The 16,589-nt window shown below is 60.4% G+C and carries 17 protein-coding genes; 3 read left to right on the forward strand and 14 right to left on the reverse strand.

Annotation, left to right across the window (positions count from 1 at the left end; translation table 11 throughout):
- Positions 1–152 precede the first annotated feature (152 nt).
- From AAIE04_RS19535 to AAIE04_RS19545, 3 genes are all read left to right on the forward strand, one after another.
- Entirely contained in the window at positions 153–1,223 is a 1,071-nt protein-coding gene (locus AAIE04_RS19535; RefSeq protein ID WP_025159557.1) for a LacI family DNA-binding transcriptional regulator, read from the forward strand.
- Between the two features lie 62 nt (positions 1,224–1,285).
- The gene (locus tag AAIE04_RS19540) at positions 1,286–2,311 is read left to right on the forward strand and encodes a M4 family metallopeptidase (RefSeq protein WP_019452361.1); all 1,026 of its coding nucleotides are present in this window, start codon (positions 1,286–1,288) and stop codon (positions 2,309–2,311) included.
- The gene (locus tag AAIE04_RS19545; RefSeq protein WP_019452360.1) at positions 2,311–2,652 is read left to right on the forward strand and encodes a protealysin inhibitor emfourin; all 342 of its coding nucleotides are present in this window, start codon (positions 2,311–2,313) and stop codon (positions 2,650–2,652) included. Before AAIE04_RS19540 ends, AAIE04_RS19545 begins: the two co-directional genes overlap by 1 nt.
- 4 nt (positions 2,653–2,656) lie before the next feature.
- Here AAIE04_RS19545 and AAIE04_RS19550 read toward each other — a convergent pair whose 3' ends face one another.
- From AAIE04_RS19550 to iscX, 14 genes are all read right to left on the reverse strand, one after another.
- Entirely contained in the window at positions 2,657–2,878 is a 222-nt protein-coding gene (locus tag AAIE04_RS19550; RefSeq protein WP_498577552.1) for a zinc ribbon domain-containing protein, read from the reverse strand.
- A gap of 13 nt (positions 2,879–2,891) precedes the next feature.
- A complete protein-coding gene (locus AAIE04_RS19555; RefSeq protein ID WP_498577553.1) occupies positions 2,892–3,848 on the reverse strand; it encodes an AEC family transporter in 957 nt (318 codons plus the stop codon).
- A gap of 99 nt (positions 3,849–3,947) precedes the next feature.
- Entirely contained in the window at positions 3,948–5,438 is a 1,491-nt protein-coding gene (der, locus tag AAIE04_RS19560) for a ribosome biogenesis GTPase Der (RefSeq protein WP_019452357.1), read from the reverse strand.
- Between the two features lie 255 nt (positions 5,439–5,693).
- A complete protein-coding gene (gene bamB / locus AAIE04_RS19565; RefSeq protein WP_019452356.1) occupies positions 5,694–6,875 on the reverse strand; it encodes an outer membrane protein assembly factor BamB in 1,182 nt (393 codons plus the stop codon).
- 11 nt (positions 6,876–6,886) lie between these two features.
- Positions 6,887–7,507, reverse strand: a complete 621-nt coding sequence (locus AAIE04_RS19570; RefSeq protein WP_019452355.1) for a YfgM family protein — start codon at positions 7,505–7,507, stop codon at positions 6,887–6,889.
- 13 nt (positions 7,508–7,520) lie between these two features.
- Positions 7,521–8,795, reverse strand: a complete 1,275-nt coding sequence (gene hisS, locus AAIE04_RS19575; protein WP_025159556.1) for a histidine--tRNA ligase — start codon at positions 8,793–8,795, stop codon at positions 7,521–7,523.
- A 139-nt stretch (positions 8,796–8,934) separates the two neighbouring features.
- Complete coding sequence (ispG, locus tag AAIE04_RS19580) at positions 8,935–10,056, reverse strand: flavodoxin-dependent (E)-4-hydroxy-3-methylbut-2-enyl-diphosphate synthase (RefSeq protein WP_016929756.1); 1,122 nt, start codon at positions 10,054–10,056, stop codon at positions 8,935–8,937.
- 45 nt (positions 10,057–10,101) lie between these two features.
- Positions 10,102–11,076 (reverse strand): cytoskeleton protein RodZ, encoded by a 975-nt coding sequence (gene rodZ, locus AAIE04_RS19585; protein ID WP_063919891.1) that lies wholly within the window; start codon positions 11,074–11,076, stop codon positions 10,102–10,104.
- Positions 11,066–11,815: a type IV pilus biogenesis/stability protein PilW gene (pilW, locus tag AAIE04_RS19590; RefSeq protein ID WP_025159554.1), complete on the reverse strand. Its 750-nt coding sequence runs from the start codon at positions 11,813–11,815 to the stop codon at positions 11,066–11,068. The genes rodZ and pilW overlap by 11 nt, the downstream gene beginning before the upstream one ends.
- Positions 11,816–11,913: 98 nt before the next feature.
- Positions 11,914–13,110, reverse strand: a complete 1,197-nt coding sequence (gene rlmN / locus AAIE04_RS19595; protein ID WP_004941426.1) for a dual-specificity RNA methyltransferase RlmN — start codon at positions 13,108–13,110, stop codon at positions 11,914–11,916.
- Between the two features lie 232 nt (positions 13,111–13,342).
- On the reverse strand, positions 13,343–13,768 hold the full coding sequence (ndk, locus tag AAIE04_RS19600) for a nucleoside-diphosphate kinase (protein WP_004941424.1): 426 nt from the start codon (positions 13,766–13,768) through the stop codon (positions 13,343–13,345).
- A 162-nt stretch (positions 13,769–13,930) separates the two neighbouring features.
- The gene (gene sseB, locus AAIE04_RS19605; RefSeq protein WP_498577554.1) at positions 13,931–14,761 is read right to left on the reverse strand and encodes an enhanced serine sensitivity protein SseB; all 831 of its coding nucleotides are present in this window, start codon (positions 14,759–14,761) and stop codon (positions 13,931–13,933) included.
- A gap of 89 nt (positions 14,762–14,850) precedes the next feature.
- Positions 14,851–16,146: an aminopeptidase PepB gene (gene pepB, locus AAIE04_RS19610; protein ID WP_498577555.1), complete on the reverse strand. Its 1,296-nt coding sequence runs from the start codon at positions 16,144–16,146 to the stop codon at positions 14,851–14,853.
- A 223-nt stretch (positions 16,147–16,369) separates the two neighbouring features.
- Entirely contained in the window at positions 16,370–16,570 is a 201-nt protein-coding gene (gene iscX / locus AAIE04_RS19615; RefSeq protein WP_006327336.1) for a Fe-S cluster assembly protein IscX, read from the reverse strand.
- Between the last annotated feature and the right edge of the window lie 19 nt (positions 16,571–16,589).

Here is a 16,589-nt window from a genome sequence, read left to right on the forward strand (position 1 = left end):
TACTCAGCGATAGCGCACAGCGAAACGGGGTTTTTTGCAAAGATTTTCACAGGCGGGTGAAAAAATAGTCATAATGGCCGGCAAAGCCGGTCAAGATGCTGAAAAGCCGCAGTGAAAATATTCTCACGGATGAATTTGAAGGAGATCACAAAATGAACGGAAAGCTGAAAATCCAGGAGATCGCCCGCCAAACCGGGCTGTCGATCAGCACCGTTTCGCGCGTGCTGGCGGGCAAGGCCAACACCAGCGCCGAGGCGCGCCGCAAGGTGCTGGACTGTGCGCAGCAAAACGGCATTCTGCAGGGCATTTCCAGCGGCCGGCTGATGCTGAACAACGTGATGGTGTTCGCGCCGCAGCGCGCGTTCGACGTGCGCACCGATATCTTCTATTACAAGGTCATTCAGGGCATCGCCGCCGCGCTGATGCAGCACGAGGTGCGCATCCGCTACTGCGGGCTGGAAGAGCAGCACAGCGACGGCGCGCTGTTTCTGGAAAAAATGAGCGATCCGCATACCGAAGCGGCGCTGCTCATCGGCATCGACGACGAGCATATCCACACTCTGGCCGCCGACCTGCACAAGCCGTGCGTGTTGATTAACTGCAGCGATCGGCAGATGCGGCTGGACAGCGTTTCGCCGGATCATCAGCTGATCGGCGACTACTCCGCCAGCTACCTGTTCCAACAGGGGCACAGCCACATCCTCAATCTGCAGTGCCTGCGCCGCCACACCATGGAGCTGCGGCTGGCGGGCATCCGCCAGGCCTACGATCGGCATCACCTGCCGTTCGACGATGGCCGCCATCTGGTGACCACCTCCGGCTTCGGCAGCGAAGAGGCCGAGCAGGCGCTGACCACCTATCTGAACCGCGCCCCGCTGCCGACGGCGATCCTGGCCGGCGGCGACTACATGGCGGTCGGGGCGGTCAAGGCGCTCAATAAACTGGGGCTGAGCGTGCCGGGCGACGTCTCGGTGATGAGCACCGACGGCTTCAACTTGGCGGAAATCCACGACGTGCCGCTGACCTCGGTGCAGGTGCCGCGCGATGAGCTGGGCTACGAGGCGATCCAGCTGCTGCAGCGGCGCATGCTGCGCCCCGACGCGCCGCCGTGCAATCTGCTGCTGCACGGCCGGCTGGCGGTGCGCGCCTCAGTGCGGCGCGTCAGCCCGCACAAGAGCGCGCCTGCGGTGAGCACGCATAACCACAGGCTTTATGACGAGTAGACTACACTTAGGCTCAGTGCATTCATTCGATGAGGTAAAATTTTTGCCTAAGGAGAGCCACTATGTCAGCCCAGCGCATGCGTTCCGTCATTCCTCCCTACATGCTGCGCCGCATCATTGAACACGGCAACGCCCCGCAGCGCGACTGCGCGCTGCACACCCTGAACCACGTGCAAAGCCTGCTCGGCAACAAGCCGCTGCGTTCACCAACCGAAAAGAACGCCAGAGCCGGTGAAGCGATCCGCGATATCTACGACGCCCAAAACGGCACCCAACTGCCCGGCAAACAGGTGCGCAAAGAGGGGCAACCCAGCAACCACGACGTGGCGGTGGACGAAGCCTACGACTACCTCGGCGTCACCTACGATTTCTTCTGGCAGGCCTACCGCCGCAATTCGCTGGACAATAAAGGGCTGCCGCTGACCGGCAGCGTGCACTACGGCAAGGAGTACCAGAACGCCTTCTGGAACGGCCAGCAGATGGTGTTCGGCGACGGCGACGGCGAGATCTTCAACCGTTTCACCATCGCCATCGACGTAGTCGGCCACGAGCTGGCGCACGGGGTGACCGAGAGCGAAGCCGGGCTGATCTACTACCAACAATCCGGGGCGCTCAACGAATCGCTGTCCGACGTGTTCGGCTCGCTGGTCAAGCAGTTCCATCTGCAGCAAACCGCCGATAAAGCCGACTGGCTGATCGGTGCCGGGCTGCTCGCCAAGGGCATCAAAGGCAAAGGGCTGCGTTCGATGTCGGCGCCCGGCACTGCCTACGACGACCCGCTGCTGGGCAAGGACCCGCAGCCCGCCAGCATGCAGGATTATATTCAGACCAAGGAAGACAATGGCGGCGTGCACCTCAACTCCGGCATTCCCAATCGCGCCTTCTACCTGGCGGCAACCGCCCTGGGCGGCTTCGCCTGGGAGAAAGCCGGCTACGTTTGGTATGACACGGTGTGCGACAAAGCGCTGCCGCAAAACGCCGACTTCGCCACCTTTGCCCGCGCCACGGTGAAACATGCGCAAGCGCGTTTCGATCAGAGCGTGGCGGACAAGGTGCAGCAAGCCTGGCATCAGGTGGGGGTGGAATAATGAAACCGCTGCCGACGCTCAATCAGGATACGGTCATTGAGCTGGCGCGCGAGGGAGGCTTCGCCTACATTCCCAAACTGGCGGGCCAGCGCCGCATCGCGCTGGCCGATATCACGCCGGAGCAGCGGCAGCGTCTGAATCAGTTGCTGAACCAGACACTGCCCTATGCGCAGGAAGAAGGCCAACCCGCCTCCCCCGGCTGCGGCGACCAGCGCTACTACCGCGTGCAGATCAACTACACCAGCCCCACCCTGAGCAGCGAGATCGTGCTGTTAATCCCGGAGAGCAGCGCGCCGCAGGCGCTGGTGGATCTGTGGAAAACCGGCCAGGTGGATGAGTGAGGGCTTACAGCGGCTGATAACTGAAATTCACCCGCTTTTTGGAGATCAGCCCGTGCCCGTTCTGGCACAGGTAATCCACCGCCCCGCAGGCTTTCAATTCTTGCAGCGGCTGCCCGCATTCCGGGCAGCTCGCCAGCTGCCGATAATCGCGCTGACAGGCTTCACAATGGTAGTGACCCGCTACCCAATTCATGGTCTGACGGCATTGCGGACAGTGCGCTTCCATAACGACTCCCAAATTAAATCGCGCCCCATGAGCGCAGGAAATAGATCCCCAACGCGGTGGTGAAGAACGAACCGACGGTGGTGATGGCGATAATATTGGCCGCCAGCGTGGCGTTGCCGCCCATGGCGCGCGTCATCACATAGCTGCCTGAGGCGGTCGGCGTGGCGGAAAACAGGAAAATAATCCCCAGCGCCGCGCCCTGGAACCCGCACAGCCAGCCGGCCAGCGTCATCAGGAACGGCACCAGAAACAGCTTCGCCGCCGACGACAGCGCCGCCACGTTGGACGAGCGGAACATGGCGCGAAAATCCAGGCTGGCGCCGGTGCACAGCAGCGCCAGCGGCAGCGACAGCGCGGAGATATAGCTGCCGGTTTGGCGAATCACGGCCGGGATGCCCAGCCCGGTTTGCGCATACGCCAACCCGCACACCAGGCCGATGATCAGCGGGTTGGTGACGATGCTGCGCAGCAGCGACAGGTGGCTGATTTTCTTGCCCTGTCCGCCCTGCAGGCTGCGCGTGAGGGTGATGACCGACAGCACGTTGAACAGGATCACCGTCACCGTCAGGTACAGCGAGGCGAGCGCAATGCCTTCGCTGCCATAGGCGGTCATGGCGTAGGCCAGGCCGACGATGGCGGTATTGGCGCGGAAACCGCCCTGCACGAATACCCCGCGCTCGCGCGGCTCTTTCACCAGCCACCTGGCCGCCAGCTCCAAGAGCAGGAAGGTCGCCAGCGTGCCGAGTGCGCCGAACAGCACCAGCGGCAGGTTACCGAGCAGCTGCGGGTGGTTGGTGGCGATGCTGAAAAACAGCAGGCACGGCAGCGCCAGATTGAACACCAGGCGGGTCGCGCCGTCGACGAAGCGATCATCCATCAGGCGCCAATGGCGCAGCAGGATCCCCAGCAGCATCATTAACAGATTCGGCACGGTGACGTTGAACGCAAAACTCCAGGTTTCCCAGGACATGGTGTTCCTTCAGGCAGGCAAGGTAATCTTCAGATAATAAAACGATTTCGGGCCAATAAAAAAGGGGCGCGGCATCACTGCCGCGCCCCTCATGAGCAATTACTTGCTCTTTTTCAGGTGGCTCATCAGGCGCTTGCGCTTGCGCATCTGGGTCGGCGTCAGCAGGTTGCGTTTGCCGGCGAACGGGTTGTCACCCTCTTTGAACTGGATGCGGATCGGCGTCCCCATCACGTTCAGCGAGCGGCGGAAGTAGTTCATCAGATAGCGCTTGTAGGAATCGGCCAGATCGCTGACCTGGTTGCCGTGGATCACCACGATCGGCGGGTTGTAACCGCCGGCGTGGGCATATTTCAGCTTCACACGGCGGCCGCGCACCAACGGCGGCTGATGATCGTCAACCGCCATCTGCATGATTTTGGTCAGCATCGAGGTGTTTACGCGACGGGTTGCGCACTCGTAGGCTTCCTGTACCGATTCGAACAGGTTGCCGACGCCGCTGCCGTGCAGCGCGGAAATGAAGTGCACGCGCGCGAAGTCGACGAAGCCCAGACGCAGATCGAGCATCTCTTTCACGTGCTCGCGATCTTCTTCGCTCATGCCGTCCCACTTGTTGACCGCAATCACCAGTGAGCGCCCACTATTGAGGATAAAGCCGAGCAGCGAGAGATCCTGATCGGAAATGCCTTCACGCGCGTCGATCACCAGCAGCACCACGTTGGCGTCTTCAATCGCCTGCAGGGTCTTGATCACCGAGAATTTCTCGACGGTTTCCGTCACCTTGCCGCGTTTACGCACCCCGGCGGTGTCGATCAGCACGTATTCACGTTCGTCGCGCACCATCGGAATATAGATGCTGTCGCGGGTGGTGCCCGGCATGTCGTACACCACCACGCGCTCCTCGCCGAGGATGCGGTTAGTGAGCGTAGACTTACCTACGTTCGGGCGGCCGACGATCGCCAGCTTGATCGGCAGATCCTGCGGATTGAACTCTTCTTCCGGCTCTTCGTCTTCTTCGCCTTCCAGCGTTTCACCGTTTTGCTCGGCCCAGTAAGCGGCGTTGGCCTCTTCCTCGGTCAGCTCGACGTCTTCCGGTTTTTCCGGCACGAACGGCACCAGCACGTGTTCGATCAGCTGGGTCACGCCGCGGCCGTGAGAAGCGGCGATAGCGAACACTTCACCCAGGCCGAGCGAATAGAAATCAGCGGTGGCGGTGTCCGGATCCAGACCGTCGGTTTTGTTGGCTACCAGGAAGGTCGCCTTCTGGCGGCTGCGCAGGTGCTGGGCAATGCCCTGATCCGCCGGCATCAGGCCGGCGCGGGCGTCGACCATGAACAGCACGATGTCCGCTTCTTCGATCGCCAGCAGCGACTGACCGGCCATGCGCGTTTCTACGCCGTCTTCGGTGCCGTCGATACCGCCGGTATCGACGATGATGAATTCATTGCCTTCGATTTCAGCACGACCATACTTGCGGTCACGCGTCAGCCCCGGGAAATCCGCCACCAGCGCATCGCGCGTATGGGTTAAACGGTTGAACAAGGTGGATTTACCCACATTCGGGCGCCCGACCAGCGCGACGACAGGTATCATTGTTGAAGCCTCATTACTTAATAATCAATGCGTTACTGCACTGTGGATAGACACCAGCGGTGCAGCTTATAAAATACGAAACGGCCCCTGAACACTCAGGAGCCGTTTTCCCCTTCATCTTTCGCGCCACAGCGGCGTTGTCTGCGCACCTTCGCTCTGGTCACTCAGTTCACTAAGCTCCCGAGGACTCATGCGCTTGCCGCCTGGCTGCAACCCGAAAGCTTTCGGGTGCAAGAAGGGTCACGACGAGCGGCGTTAGCGGGTGAAAGCGTAAACTTTCCCGCCGCGAGCCTGGATGACCAGCTTGTCGCTGGCCACCATCGGCGCAGACAGGAAGCCGGAGCTGTCCACTTCCTGCTGGGCGACAAAACGGCCATCGGTGGTGTTGATCCAGTGCAGATAGCCTTCGGCGTCACCGGTCACCAGATAACCATTATACATCACCGGCGGCGTCAGGTTACGGTGCAGCAGATCGCTCTGCGTCCACACGGTCACACCGCCTTCGGTGCTGAGCGCCACCACGCGATCGTTCTGGTCGATCAGGTAGATGCGGCCCGCGTCGACGATGAAATCATTCACCGAACCCAGTTCGCGTTTCCAGATGATCTGACCGGAACGCAGATCCAGCGCCGTCAGGTTGCCGTTGTAACCCAGCGCGTAGACCACGCCGTCAACGATCACCGGCGTGGTGTCCACGTCGTTCAGGCGATCAATTTCGGTTGCGCCGCTCGGCTGAGAGATGCGCTGTTGCCAGATAATCTGGCCCTGCTGCATCAGCACCGCGCTGACGCGGCCGTTGTCACCGCCGACGATGGCGGCGCCAAAGGCGACGGCCGGCGCGGATTCACCGCGCAGCGACAGCGAAGGCATATCCAGGTTAACCGTCCACTTCACCGCACCGTCGGCTTCGTTCAGCGCCTGCAGCATGCCGTTGGAGGTATGCACCAGCACCATGCCGTCGCTGACAACCGGACGGGAGATCGCTTCGCCGGCCACTTTGGTCTGCCAGGCGATGGCGCCGTCGGCGGTGTTCAATGCGTAAACCACCGCTTTTTCGCTGCCGACGTAAACCTTGTCACCCGCGACCGTCAGGCCGCCCGACAGCAGCGCAGACAGGTTGCTGGAGAAGAAACCGGTTTTCTCGGAGAGATTGACCTTCCACTTCTCGTTGCCGCTGTCGGCGTCCATCGCTTTCACGATGCCGAAGCGATCGGCGGCGTAAATGGTGCTGTCCTGATAGGCCGGACGCAGGTGGGAGTAATACTCACCGATACCGTCGCCCACCGAGGTGCTCCACGCCTTGTTCGGCGTAAACTGATTTTCAACTTTCGGCAACGGCGACATGGTAACCACGTCTTCTTCGCTGTTAAACAGCGAGCAACCACTCAGCAAGGCAGCGGAAACCAGTCCGACCAAGAGTGTTTTACGCAATTGCATGGGAATTCCCCTTAGCTGGACAAGTTATTCAATTTCATGCGCAGCAGAACCTGCAGCGCCTGAGAAGCGTTGGACTCAATGCCTTTGCTGTAAGCTTCGCGCGCGCCCTTGGCGTCGCCCTTGGCCAGCAGCACGTCGCCGCGCACATCCTGCATCATCGCCGCCCAACCTTCGCCTTTCACGCCATCCAGCGTTTTCAGCGCTTCATCCAGCTTTTTCTCCTGCAGCTGGACGCGCGCCAGACGCAGGTCGATCATCGCCAACAGGTTGTCGTCTTTGGTCTGGCCCTGCGCCAGCGCCAGTTGCTGTTCCGCCTTGGCGAAATCATTCTGTTCGACAAAGTGCTTGGCCAACTGCAACGCGGCCAATACGCCGTAGCTGTTGCTGTTAGCCTGGACAAATTTCTCCGCGGCGGCCACGTCATCCGGTTTGCCGGCCGCCAGACGATCGCTGGCTTCCTGATAGGATTGCGATGCAGCCATCATGTTGGAGTTTTCATGGCTCTGCCAGTAACGCCAGCCAACCAGGGCACCAATTCCGAGCACCACGCCCACCGCCAGCGCTTTGCCGTTTTCGGCAAAGAACCGACGCAGTGCGTCGACTTGTTCGTTTTCAGTGGTATAGACTTCCACGGTGTCCTTCTCCTTAACCTAACATCAAAGCCAGACGCGCAGCGACTTCGCTTTGCGCCAGCGTTTCTTGTTCACCACTGCGCAGGTCTTTCACCACTACCTGCTGCGCCGCCACTTCGCTCTCACCCAGGATCAGCGCGATGCGCGCGCCCCATTTGTCCGCACGGGTGATCTGCTTTTTGAAGTTGCCGCCGCCGTAATTGGTCATCAGCTTCAGCTGCGGCGCCGCGTCGCGCACCTGTTCAGCCAGCTGCATCGCCGCGCTCTGGGTGCCCGCGCCGGAAGAGATGACGTACACGTCGATAGCCGACGGCGCCTTGAATTCCGGGTTAACCGCCTGCACCAGCAGCACCAGACGCTCAAGGCCCATGGCGAAACCGACCGCCGGGGTGGCGCGGCCACCCAGTTGCTCGACCAGGCCGTCGTAACGGCCGCCCGCGCAGACGGTGCCCTGCGCGCCCAGGCTGGTGGTCACCCACTCAAACACGGTGCGGTTGTAGTAATCCAGACCGCGCACCAGGCGCTCGTTAACGGTATATGGGATACCTGCCTGCGCCAAAAGTTCACACAGACCGGCGAAGTGAGCACGGGATTCTTCGTCCAGGTACTCGGACAGGCGCGGCGCGTCGTTCAGCAACGCCTGCACCTCAGGATTCTTGGAGTCCAGCACCCGCAGCGGGTTGCTGTACATGCGGCGTTTGCAGTCTTCGTCCAGCACCTCGACGTGCTGCTCGAGGAACGCCACCAGCGCGTCGCGGTAGTTGGCGCGCGCCTCCAGCGAACCGATGGAGTTCAGCTCCAGCTTGACGTGCTCGGCGATGCCCAGCGCTTTCCACCAGCGGGCGGTCAGCAGGATCAGCTCGGCGTCGATGTCCGGGCCTTGCAGGCCGAACACTTCCGCGCCCAGCTGATGGAACTGGCGATAGCGGCCCTTCTGCGGGCGCTCGTAGCGGAACATCGGGCCGATGTACCACAGACGCTGTTCCTGATTGTACAGCAGACCATGCTCGATGCCGGCGCGCACGCAGCCAGCCGTCCCTTCCGGACGCAGCGTCAGGCTTTCGCCGTTGCGGTCTTCGAAGGTATACATCTCTTTTTCCACGACGTCGGTCACTTCGCCGATCGCGCGTTTGAATAGCGGGGTCTGCTCTACAATCGGCAACCGGATTTCGCTGTAACCGTAGCTGCCCAGCACCTGCTTGAGGGTGCCTTCAATACGCTGCCATAATGCCGTTTCTTCCGGCAGGTAGTCGTTCATGCCGCGAATGGCTTGAATGTTCTTTGCCACGTGAGTTCTCTGTCCGTTGTCTGTAAAAATGAACCCGATTATAGGGACTTTGCCGCCCGGTATTCAACGCGGATGCGGTTTTCTGCCCTTCAGGTTCATAAACAAGCGGGCCAACAGGCCCGCCGTGTAGCGATAACGCTTATTTTTCCAGCAGGTTGACCGTGATGCGGTTGCTTTCGTCCATCATCGCGGCCTTGGCGCGAATCTTCGCTTCCAGCTGGTCGATCATCTGTTCGTTGTCGAAACGCTCTTTCTGACGCACGCCGTCTTCATAGAAGCCGCTCTTCTTGTGGCCGCCGGTCACGCCCATGGTGGACACCAGCGCTTCGCCCGGGCCGTTCACCACGCAGCCGATGATCGAGACGTCCATCGGCGTAATGATGTCTTCCAGACGCTGCTCCAGCGCATTCACCGTGCCGATCACGTCAAATTCCTGACGCGAACAGGTCGGGCAGGCGATGAAGTTGATGCCGCGCGCGCGGATGCGCAGCGACTTCAGGATGTCGAAACCGACCTTCACCTCTTCAACCGGATCCGCCGCCAGCGAGATGCGCAGGGTGTCGCCGATGCCTTCAGACAGCAGCATGCCCAGGCCGATGGCCGACTTGACCGACCCGCTGCGCGCGCCGCCGGCTTCGGTGATACCCAGATGCAGCGGCTGATCGATGCGCGACGCCAGCAGACGGTAGGATTGTACCGCCAGGAACACGTCCGACGCCTTAACGCTGACCTTGAACTGGTCGAAGTTGAGGCGATCGAGGATGTCCACGTGGCGCATGGCGGATTCCAGCAGCGCTTCCGGCGTAGGTTCGCCGTACTTTTCCTGCAGGTCTTTCTCCAGCGAGCCGCCGTTGACGCCGATGCGGATCGGGATGTTCTTGTCGCGGGCGCAGTCCACCACCGAGCGAATGCGCGATTCGTTGCCGATGTTGCCCGGATTGATGCGCAGGCAGTCTACGCCGTATTCGGCCACCTGCAGCGCGATGCGATAATCGAAATGGATATCGGCGACCAGCGGCACGTTGACCTGCTGCTTGATCAGCTTGAACGCCTCGGCGGCGTCCATGGTAGGAACCGAAACGCGGACGATGTCGACGCCCACGCGCTCCAGCGCTTTAATCTGATTAACCGTTGCTTCAACATCGGTGGTACGGGTGTTGGTCATCGACTGCACAGCAATCGGCGCGCCATCACCAATAGGCACCTTGCCGACGTAAATGCGCGTTGATTTTCGACGGTTGATGGGCGCTTGGTTATGCATTACTTACTCTCCATTGCTGCTCTGACATCACGACCAGCCGCGCGATTACTGCGCGGCGACGGTCAGGCGAGCAACACGGTTTGACTTAACGAACCGGCTTAAATCGACCGGCTTACCCTGATACTGGATCTGTACTGCCGCCGGCGCGCCGATGGTCAGTTTGTACGGCGCCGTGCCGGTCAGGTTCAGCTTGCCGCCCTTCTTCTGGGTGCCGCTGAACAGCGTTTTACCGCTGGCGTCGCTCACCTGCAGCCAGCAATCGGCAGAGAAGTCCATCACCAGCGCGTTCGGATCGGCCGCCGGCGCAGCCACACCCGCATCGGCGGTCGGCAGCGGCGCTTGTGCCGCCGGCGCGGTTTCCGGCAGAGTGGTCTGGCTTGGCGACACCACGGCAGGCTGCTGCTGAGCCGCGCCTGGCGCTTGGGCGGTAGCCGCCGGCGCCTGAGCCGCTGCGCCGGTATCGGCCGGCGCGGCGCTGTTGTCGGTCAACGGCACGTTGGTGCCGGCGTCGGCGTTGCCGTCGGTCAGCGGCACGGACTGCCCTTCGTTATTCTGTGAAAGCTGCGCCGAGGATTGATCGGCCATGGTGGCGATCTCTTCCTGCTGCGCCTTGTGGTTTTGCCACCACCAGGCGCCGGTCAGGCCGATCACCACGAACACGATAAGCCAGGTGAAGCTCATCAGCCAGCCGTCGCGTTTCTTGCGGCGCTTGCCCAGCGAGAAGCTTTGCATCGGCGCCACTTTCGCCATCTTCAACGGCGCCTGCTTGGCCAGCATCGGCAGCAGTTCGTCTTCCGGCAAATGCACCAGCTTGGCGTAGGAACGGATGTAGCCGCGCACGAAGGTGGACGCGAGGTCAGCGGAAACGCTGTCTTCCTCGATATCGCGCACGGTGGACATTTTGAGACACAGGCGTTCTGCAACGGTCTGTTGGCTCAGCCCGAGTTGCTCACGGGCCTGACGCAGGCGCTGGCCCGTCGTCATGGATACGGTTTTATCTTGGGAGGCTTCAGTATTCATTAGCTAAGAACTGCTGGTACTGTTTGGATTGTGGAAAACTTCGCGCTAGCTGCTTGCCATAGCGTTGAACGCTATCCTGACGGCCGGCTAACGCGGCGAAACGAATCTGTAACCATAAGCTGCTGGCGCTGGCCGGCAGAACATGCTGATAAACATCCAATAAAAGTTGCGACTGGGCGCGCTTCCCTTCTCCAAATTGCTTTTCGGCCTCCGCCAACAGCGGAGTACCTTTATCCGGATCGACCTTCAGCGCGCGGCTCAACAGCGTGCGCGCCTCATCGTTTTGTCCGGCCTTGAGAAAACAGTAACCTGCGTTTTCCAGGCTGTCGGCGACCTGGCCATAATCGGGTGCCAGCGCCGCAGCGCTAAACTGCTGTTGCGCCGGTACATACTGCCCTAAACCGCAAAGAAACGCACCGTAATTATTCAGTACGGTGCCATTGCCTGGCGCAAGTTTGAGCGCTTGCCGATAACGCTGTTCGGCCGCGGCGTTTTCACCGTTCCGCTGCGCATAAAGCGCCATGCCCAACTGCGTGCGGTAATCCTGCGGGGCCGCGTCCAGCGCCTTTTCCAGGTTCTGGCGCGCGGCGTCCATGTCGCCTTGCTGCAGGTACTCCAGCCCCAGCTGCAGGCGCGTCTGGCCCGCCTCAGAGACCTGTGCTTCCTTTTCCGGCGCTGAACCGGAACACCCGGCCAACAACCCGGCCGCCAGCCACACACCCCACAGTTTCAGCTTCATGCCCGCATTCATTTCCTTATCGGCCGTCAGCTAACGCCCACCAGCGACACGCTTTCGCATAACAGGCTGTTAGATAACAAAAAATGGTGCTATAGGATTCAGACCGCCCGTACGTTGATAGGTTCCCCGGCCATTTTCTTCTTCAGGGTACGCTTGGTACGGTCGATCACTTCACCCGCCAGTTGCCCGCAGGCGGCGTCGATATCGTCACCACGGGTTTTACGAACAATAGTCGTAAAGCCGTATTCCATCAACACCTTGGAGAAACGATCCACCCGGCTGTTGGAGCTGCGGCCGTAGGGAGCGCCCGGGAACGGGTTCCATGGGATCAGGTTGATCTTGCACGGCGTGTCTTTCAACACTTCCGCCAGCTGATGCGCGTCATCGGTGCTGTCGTTGATATGATCCAGCATCACGTACTCGACGGTGACGCGGCCCTGGTTAGCGTTGGATTTCTCCAGATAGCGACGCACCGCGGACAGGAAGGTCTCGATGTTGTACTTGCGGTTGATCGGCACGATCTCATCGCGGATGGTGTCGTTCGGCGCGTGCAGCGAAATAGCCAGCGCCACGTCGATCATGTCGCCCAGCTTGTCCAGCGCCGGCACCACGCCGGAGGTAGACAGGGTCACACGGCGTTTGGACAGGCCAAAGCCGAAGTCGTCCAGCATGATTTCCATCGCCGGCACCACGTTGTTCAGGTTGAGCAGCGGCTCGCCCATGCCCATCATCACCACGTTGGTGATCGGGCGTTGGCCGGTCACCTTCAGCGCGCCGATGATCTTCGCCGCGCGCCACACCTGGCCGATGATTTCCGACACGCGCAGGTTGCGGTTGAAGCCCTGCTGCGCCGTCGAACAGAATTTGCACTCCAGCGCGCAGCCTACCTGCGAGGAGACGCACAGCGTCGCGCGGTCGGCTTCCGGGATATACACGGTTTCGACCTGCTGATCGCCCACCTTGATCGCCCACTTGATGGTGCCGTCGGCCGAACGCTGTTCTTCCGCCACTTCCGGCGCGCGGATTTCCGCCACGCGCTGCAGCTTGCCGCGCAGGACTTTGTTGATGTCGGTCATCTGCTCGAAATCGTCGCAGCAGTAGTGGTAAATCCACTTCATCACCTGATCGGCGCGGAACGGTTTTTCGCCCATTTCGGCGAAGAACTCACGCATTTGCTGGCGGTTCAGATCCAGCAGGTTGATTTTGGCCGCAGCCGGTTGCTCCACGTTAACGGAGGGGGTAGTCAGCGAATTATTTTCAGACACGGTGTGCTCGGACGTGATGGGTTCTAACATAATGATCTCTGGCCTCGTTATTACACGTTATGGCGCTAAAGAATGGAAAGTAAGTTGTGCATTTCAGCCCGCATGATTCGGGTGGCGGCACTAAAAACACGCCCCTGACAAGTCGTCTTATCAGGGGCGCGGCATTGTACAAATTTTAGTAGCGTGTTTCTATGGCTGAAAGGCATTCAGGGCATTTTTATTGTTTCAGCCGGTGAATGCCTGGTTATCAGCAATGGCACGATTAACGTGCGCAGATTTCGCTTTCGTTGAAGAAGTAAGCGATTTCACGCTGTGCGGATTCAACGGAGTCGGAACCGTGAACGGCGTTAGCGGTGAAGCTGTCCGCGTAGTCGGCGCGCAGGGTGCCGGCCAGTGCGTTGTCCGGGTTGGTTGCGCCCATGATGTCGCGGTTGCGCTGCACGGCGTTTTCAGATTCCAGAACCTGCACCATGATTGGGCCGGAGGTCATGAACTCAACCAGACCGTCGAAGAATGGGCGGCCTTTGTGCTCAGCGTAGAAGCCTTCAGCTTGCTCGCGAGTCAGACGCAGCATTTTAGCGGCGATGATTTTGAAACCGGCGCGCTCGAAACGCGCGTAGATAGCGCCGATGTCGTTGTTGGCTACAGCGTTTGGTTTAACGATGGAAAAGGTACGTTCTACGGTCATGATGGCCTCTGTATGACTTCCAAAACAGGCCGGTCTGCAATGTTGCCGGCCTTCTCAAGTGGCGCAGATTATATGTGCGCCGTTAACGCTTGCCTACGGGAAAATCAACATTTCATTAAAAAAATATGATCTTCATTCGCCATTTTCGGCGGCGCGCCGGCGTTATTGGGTCTTGTCGGTAGACGGGATCAAATTGCGCAGCCAACTGCCCCAGCGGCGCTGATAAAACGGCTGCGTATGGGAGATCAGGTAGTGGCTGATGCCCCGCTCTTTCTCCGACACCAGGCAGAAGTCCACCGGCTCGTCATTCGGCGCCGTTTCGCTGGCGACGCTGCCGGCCTCGTTGATCAACGCCTCGATCTCCGCCGGCTCGGCGTCCACTTCCAGCCCGATCAGCAAATTGGGTTTCTCGTCCGCCGCCTTGTCGTGCATCAGCGCCAGAAACGCGCGGCGCACCGGCTTGCGCTGGCTGAACAGCGTGGTCAGCGCATCCACCATCGCCGACGGATACTCTTCGGGCTGCCCCAGCAGGATTTGGGTCTCTTTATCGACGTAGTGCTCCACCGGTTTGACGACACCGCCGGTCACCAGCAGCATCGCCACCTCTTCCGGATAAAACTCTTTGCCGTATTCCGCCTTCGGGTTGAGGAACAGATCCGCGCCCTGGGTAATCTCGAACAGCACCCGCGCCGGCATGGCGATAAACGGCTGTTCGTCCTCAACCGCCTTCTGCAACGCATCCAGCGAAGTGAAGAACGGAATGATGCTGCCGCCGTCCTGCTTTTCCCAATGCTGGATATTGACCGGCGTATCCGCGTTCAGCGTGATGTCGCCATCCTGCTGCACCTGCTCGCTATCGCCGAGGATCAGCACCGTGGCGTCGAGCAGTTCACGGAAGAACGCCGGGCGATGGGCCGGCTCCGTCACCGCCAGCTTCAGCAGGCGTTCAAGTTCGTTCTCGCTCGGGGCGGCATCGTGATGATGGGCACTCATGGCAAACTCCAGGGATCAAAGAGCGAGGCCCAGCATGCTGGGCCTCGAAGATAATGCGCATTCTAGCGCCCGACGCGGCGGGCATTCAATTATTTGGCTTTGCTCAGCAGCAGATTGGCCAGGGTGCGCACGCCCAGACCGGTCGCGCCGGCCGACCACTGCTCCACCGCGCCTTTGCGGTAGGTGGCTGAACAGTCGATGTGCAACCAGCCTTGCTGGTAGTTTTTGACGAAATGCGACAGGAAGGCCGCCGCGGTGCTGGCGCCGGCGGTGTAGGCCGGGCCGGCCACGTTGTTCAGCTCGGCGAAGTTGGACGGCAGCTGGCTGCGGTGGAACTCGGCCAGCGGCAGGCGCCAGAACGGCTCTTGCTCGGCGGCGGCGCTGCTGAGCAGCTCTTGCGCCAGCGCGTCGTCAAAGCTGAACAGCGCATGGTAGTCGTTGCCTACCGCAGTTTTGGCCGCGCCGGTCAGGGTGGCGCAGTCGATAATCAGCTGCGGGTTCTGCTCAGAAGCGTCGATCAGGCCGTCGGCCAGCACCAGGCGCCCTTCCGCATCGGTGTTCATCACCTCAACGGTTTTGCCGTTGCGGTAGCGAATGATGTCGCCCAGTTTGAAGGCGTTGCCGCTGACCATGTTGTCGGCGCAGCACAGGTACAGCTTCACGCGCTGCTTCAGGCCGCGCGCTGCCGCCAGCGCCAGGGCGCCGGTGATGGTGGCCGCGCCGCCCATGTCAGCCTTCATCGAATCCATAAAGGCGCTTTGCTTCAGGCTGTAGCCGCCGGTGTCGAAGGTGATGCCCTTGCCGACCAGGCACGCGAACACCGGCGCGTCCGGGTTACCGGTCGGGTTGAAGTCGAGCGCCAGCAGTACCGGCGGGCGTTCGGAACCGCGGCCGACGGTGTGGATGCCGGCATAGTTCTGTTCACGCAGATCTTCGCCCTTGGTGATGCGATAGCTGACGGCATCGCACCCAACGTCGCACATCAGATCGACGGCGCGGGTCGCCAGTTGCTCCGGCCCCAGCTCTTCCGCCGGCATGTTGATGGTGTCGCGCACCCAGTCAACGATCTTCAGGCGCTTATCCAGCTCCTGACGCGCGGCTTCCGGCAGCTCGGCCCATTCGACGTTGCGCTGCCCTTTCGGCCCGCGGTAGCCTTGCCAAAACGCCCAGCTGTTTTCCAAATCCCAACCGTCACCGGCCAGCTTGACGTTTTTGATGCCCTGACCATCAATTTTGCGGCCTGCACGCTGGACAGTGCCCAGCTTGTCGGCGCCGGTCAGGTGGATGGTCATCCCTTCGCCGTTGGTGCTCAGGAGCGCTTTCTCGCCCCAGCGGGCGTCGGCAGGTTGTTGCGACAGCGTGACCTGCATGAATTCTGTTGTCATAGCCTTCTTACTCCGGATGTTCCCTTTATTATTTCATTAGGGCTTTATTGCATACCCTATGGATTTCAAATTGCAGCTAGGCGCCCAGCGATCTCATCCCCAGGAGCTTACTCAGGTAAGTGACTGGGGGGTGATCGTGCAGGTAACAACGCTGCGGTTTGAAAGACGACGGGTATGTCGGATACAAAATAAACGGGCCGCCCATGGCAGCCCGTTACGCTATTTACTCCGCTTCATCTAACCAGACCAGCAGGATCGCTTCCAGTATTTTTTCGTTGGAAGCCTGTGGATCGTCATCGAACTCTTCCAGATCGCAGATCCACTGATGCATGTCGGTAAAACGCACGGTTTTCGGATCGGTGTCCGGGTATTGGTCGTACAGGGCTTCGCCGATTTCACGGCTGTCGGTCCACTTCAGTCCCATTATGATCTCCTGGTTGGCG

It is taken from the genome of Serratia sp. Ae19-1 (assembly GCF_059801225.1).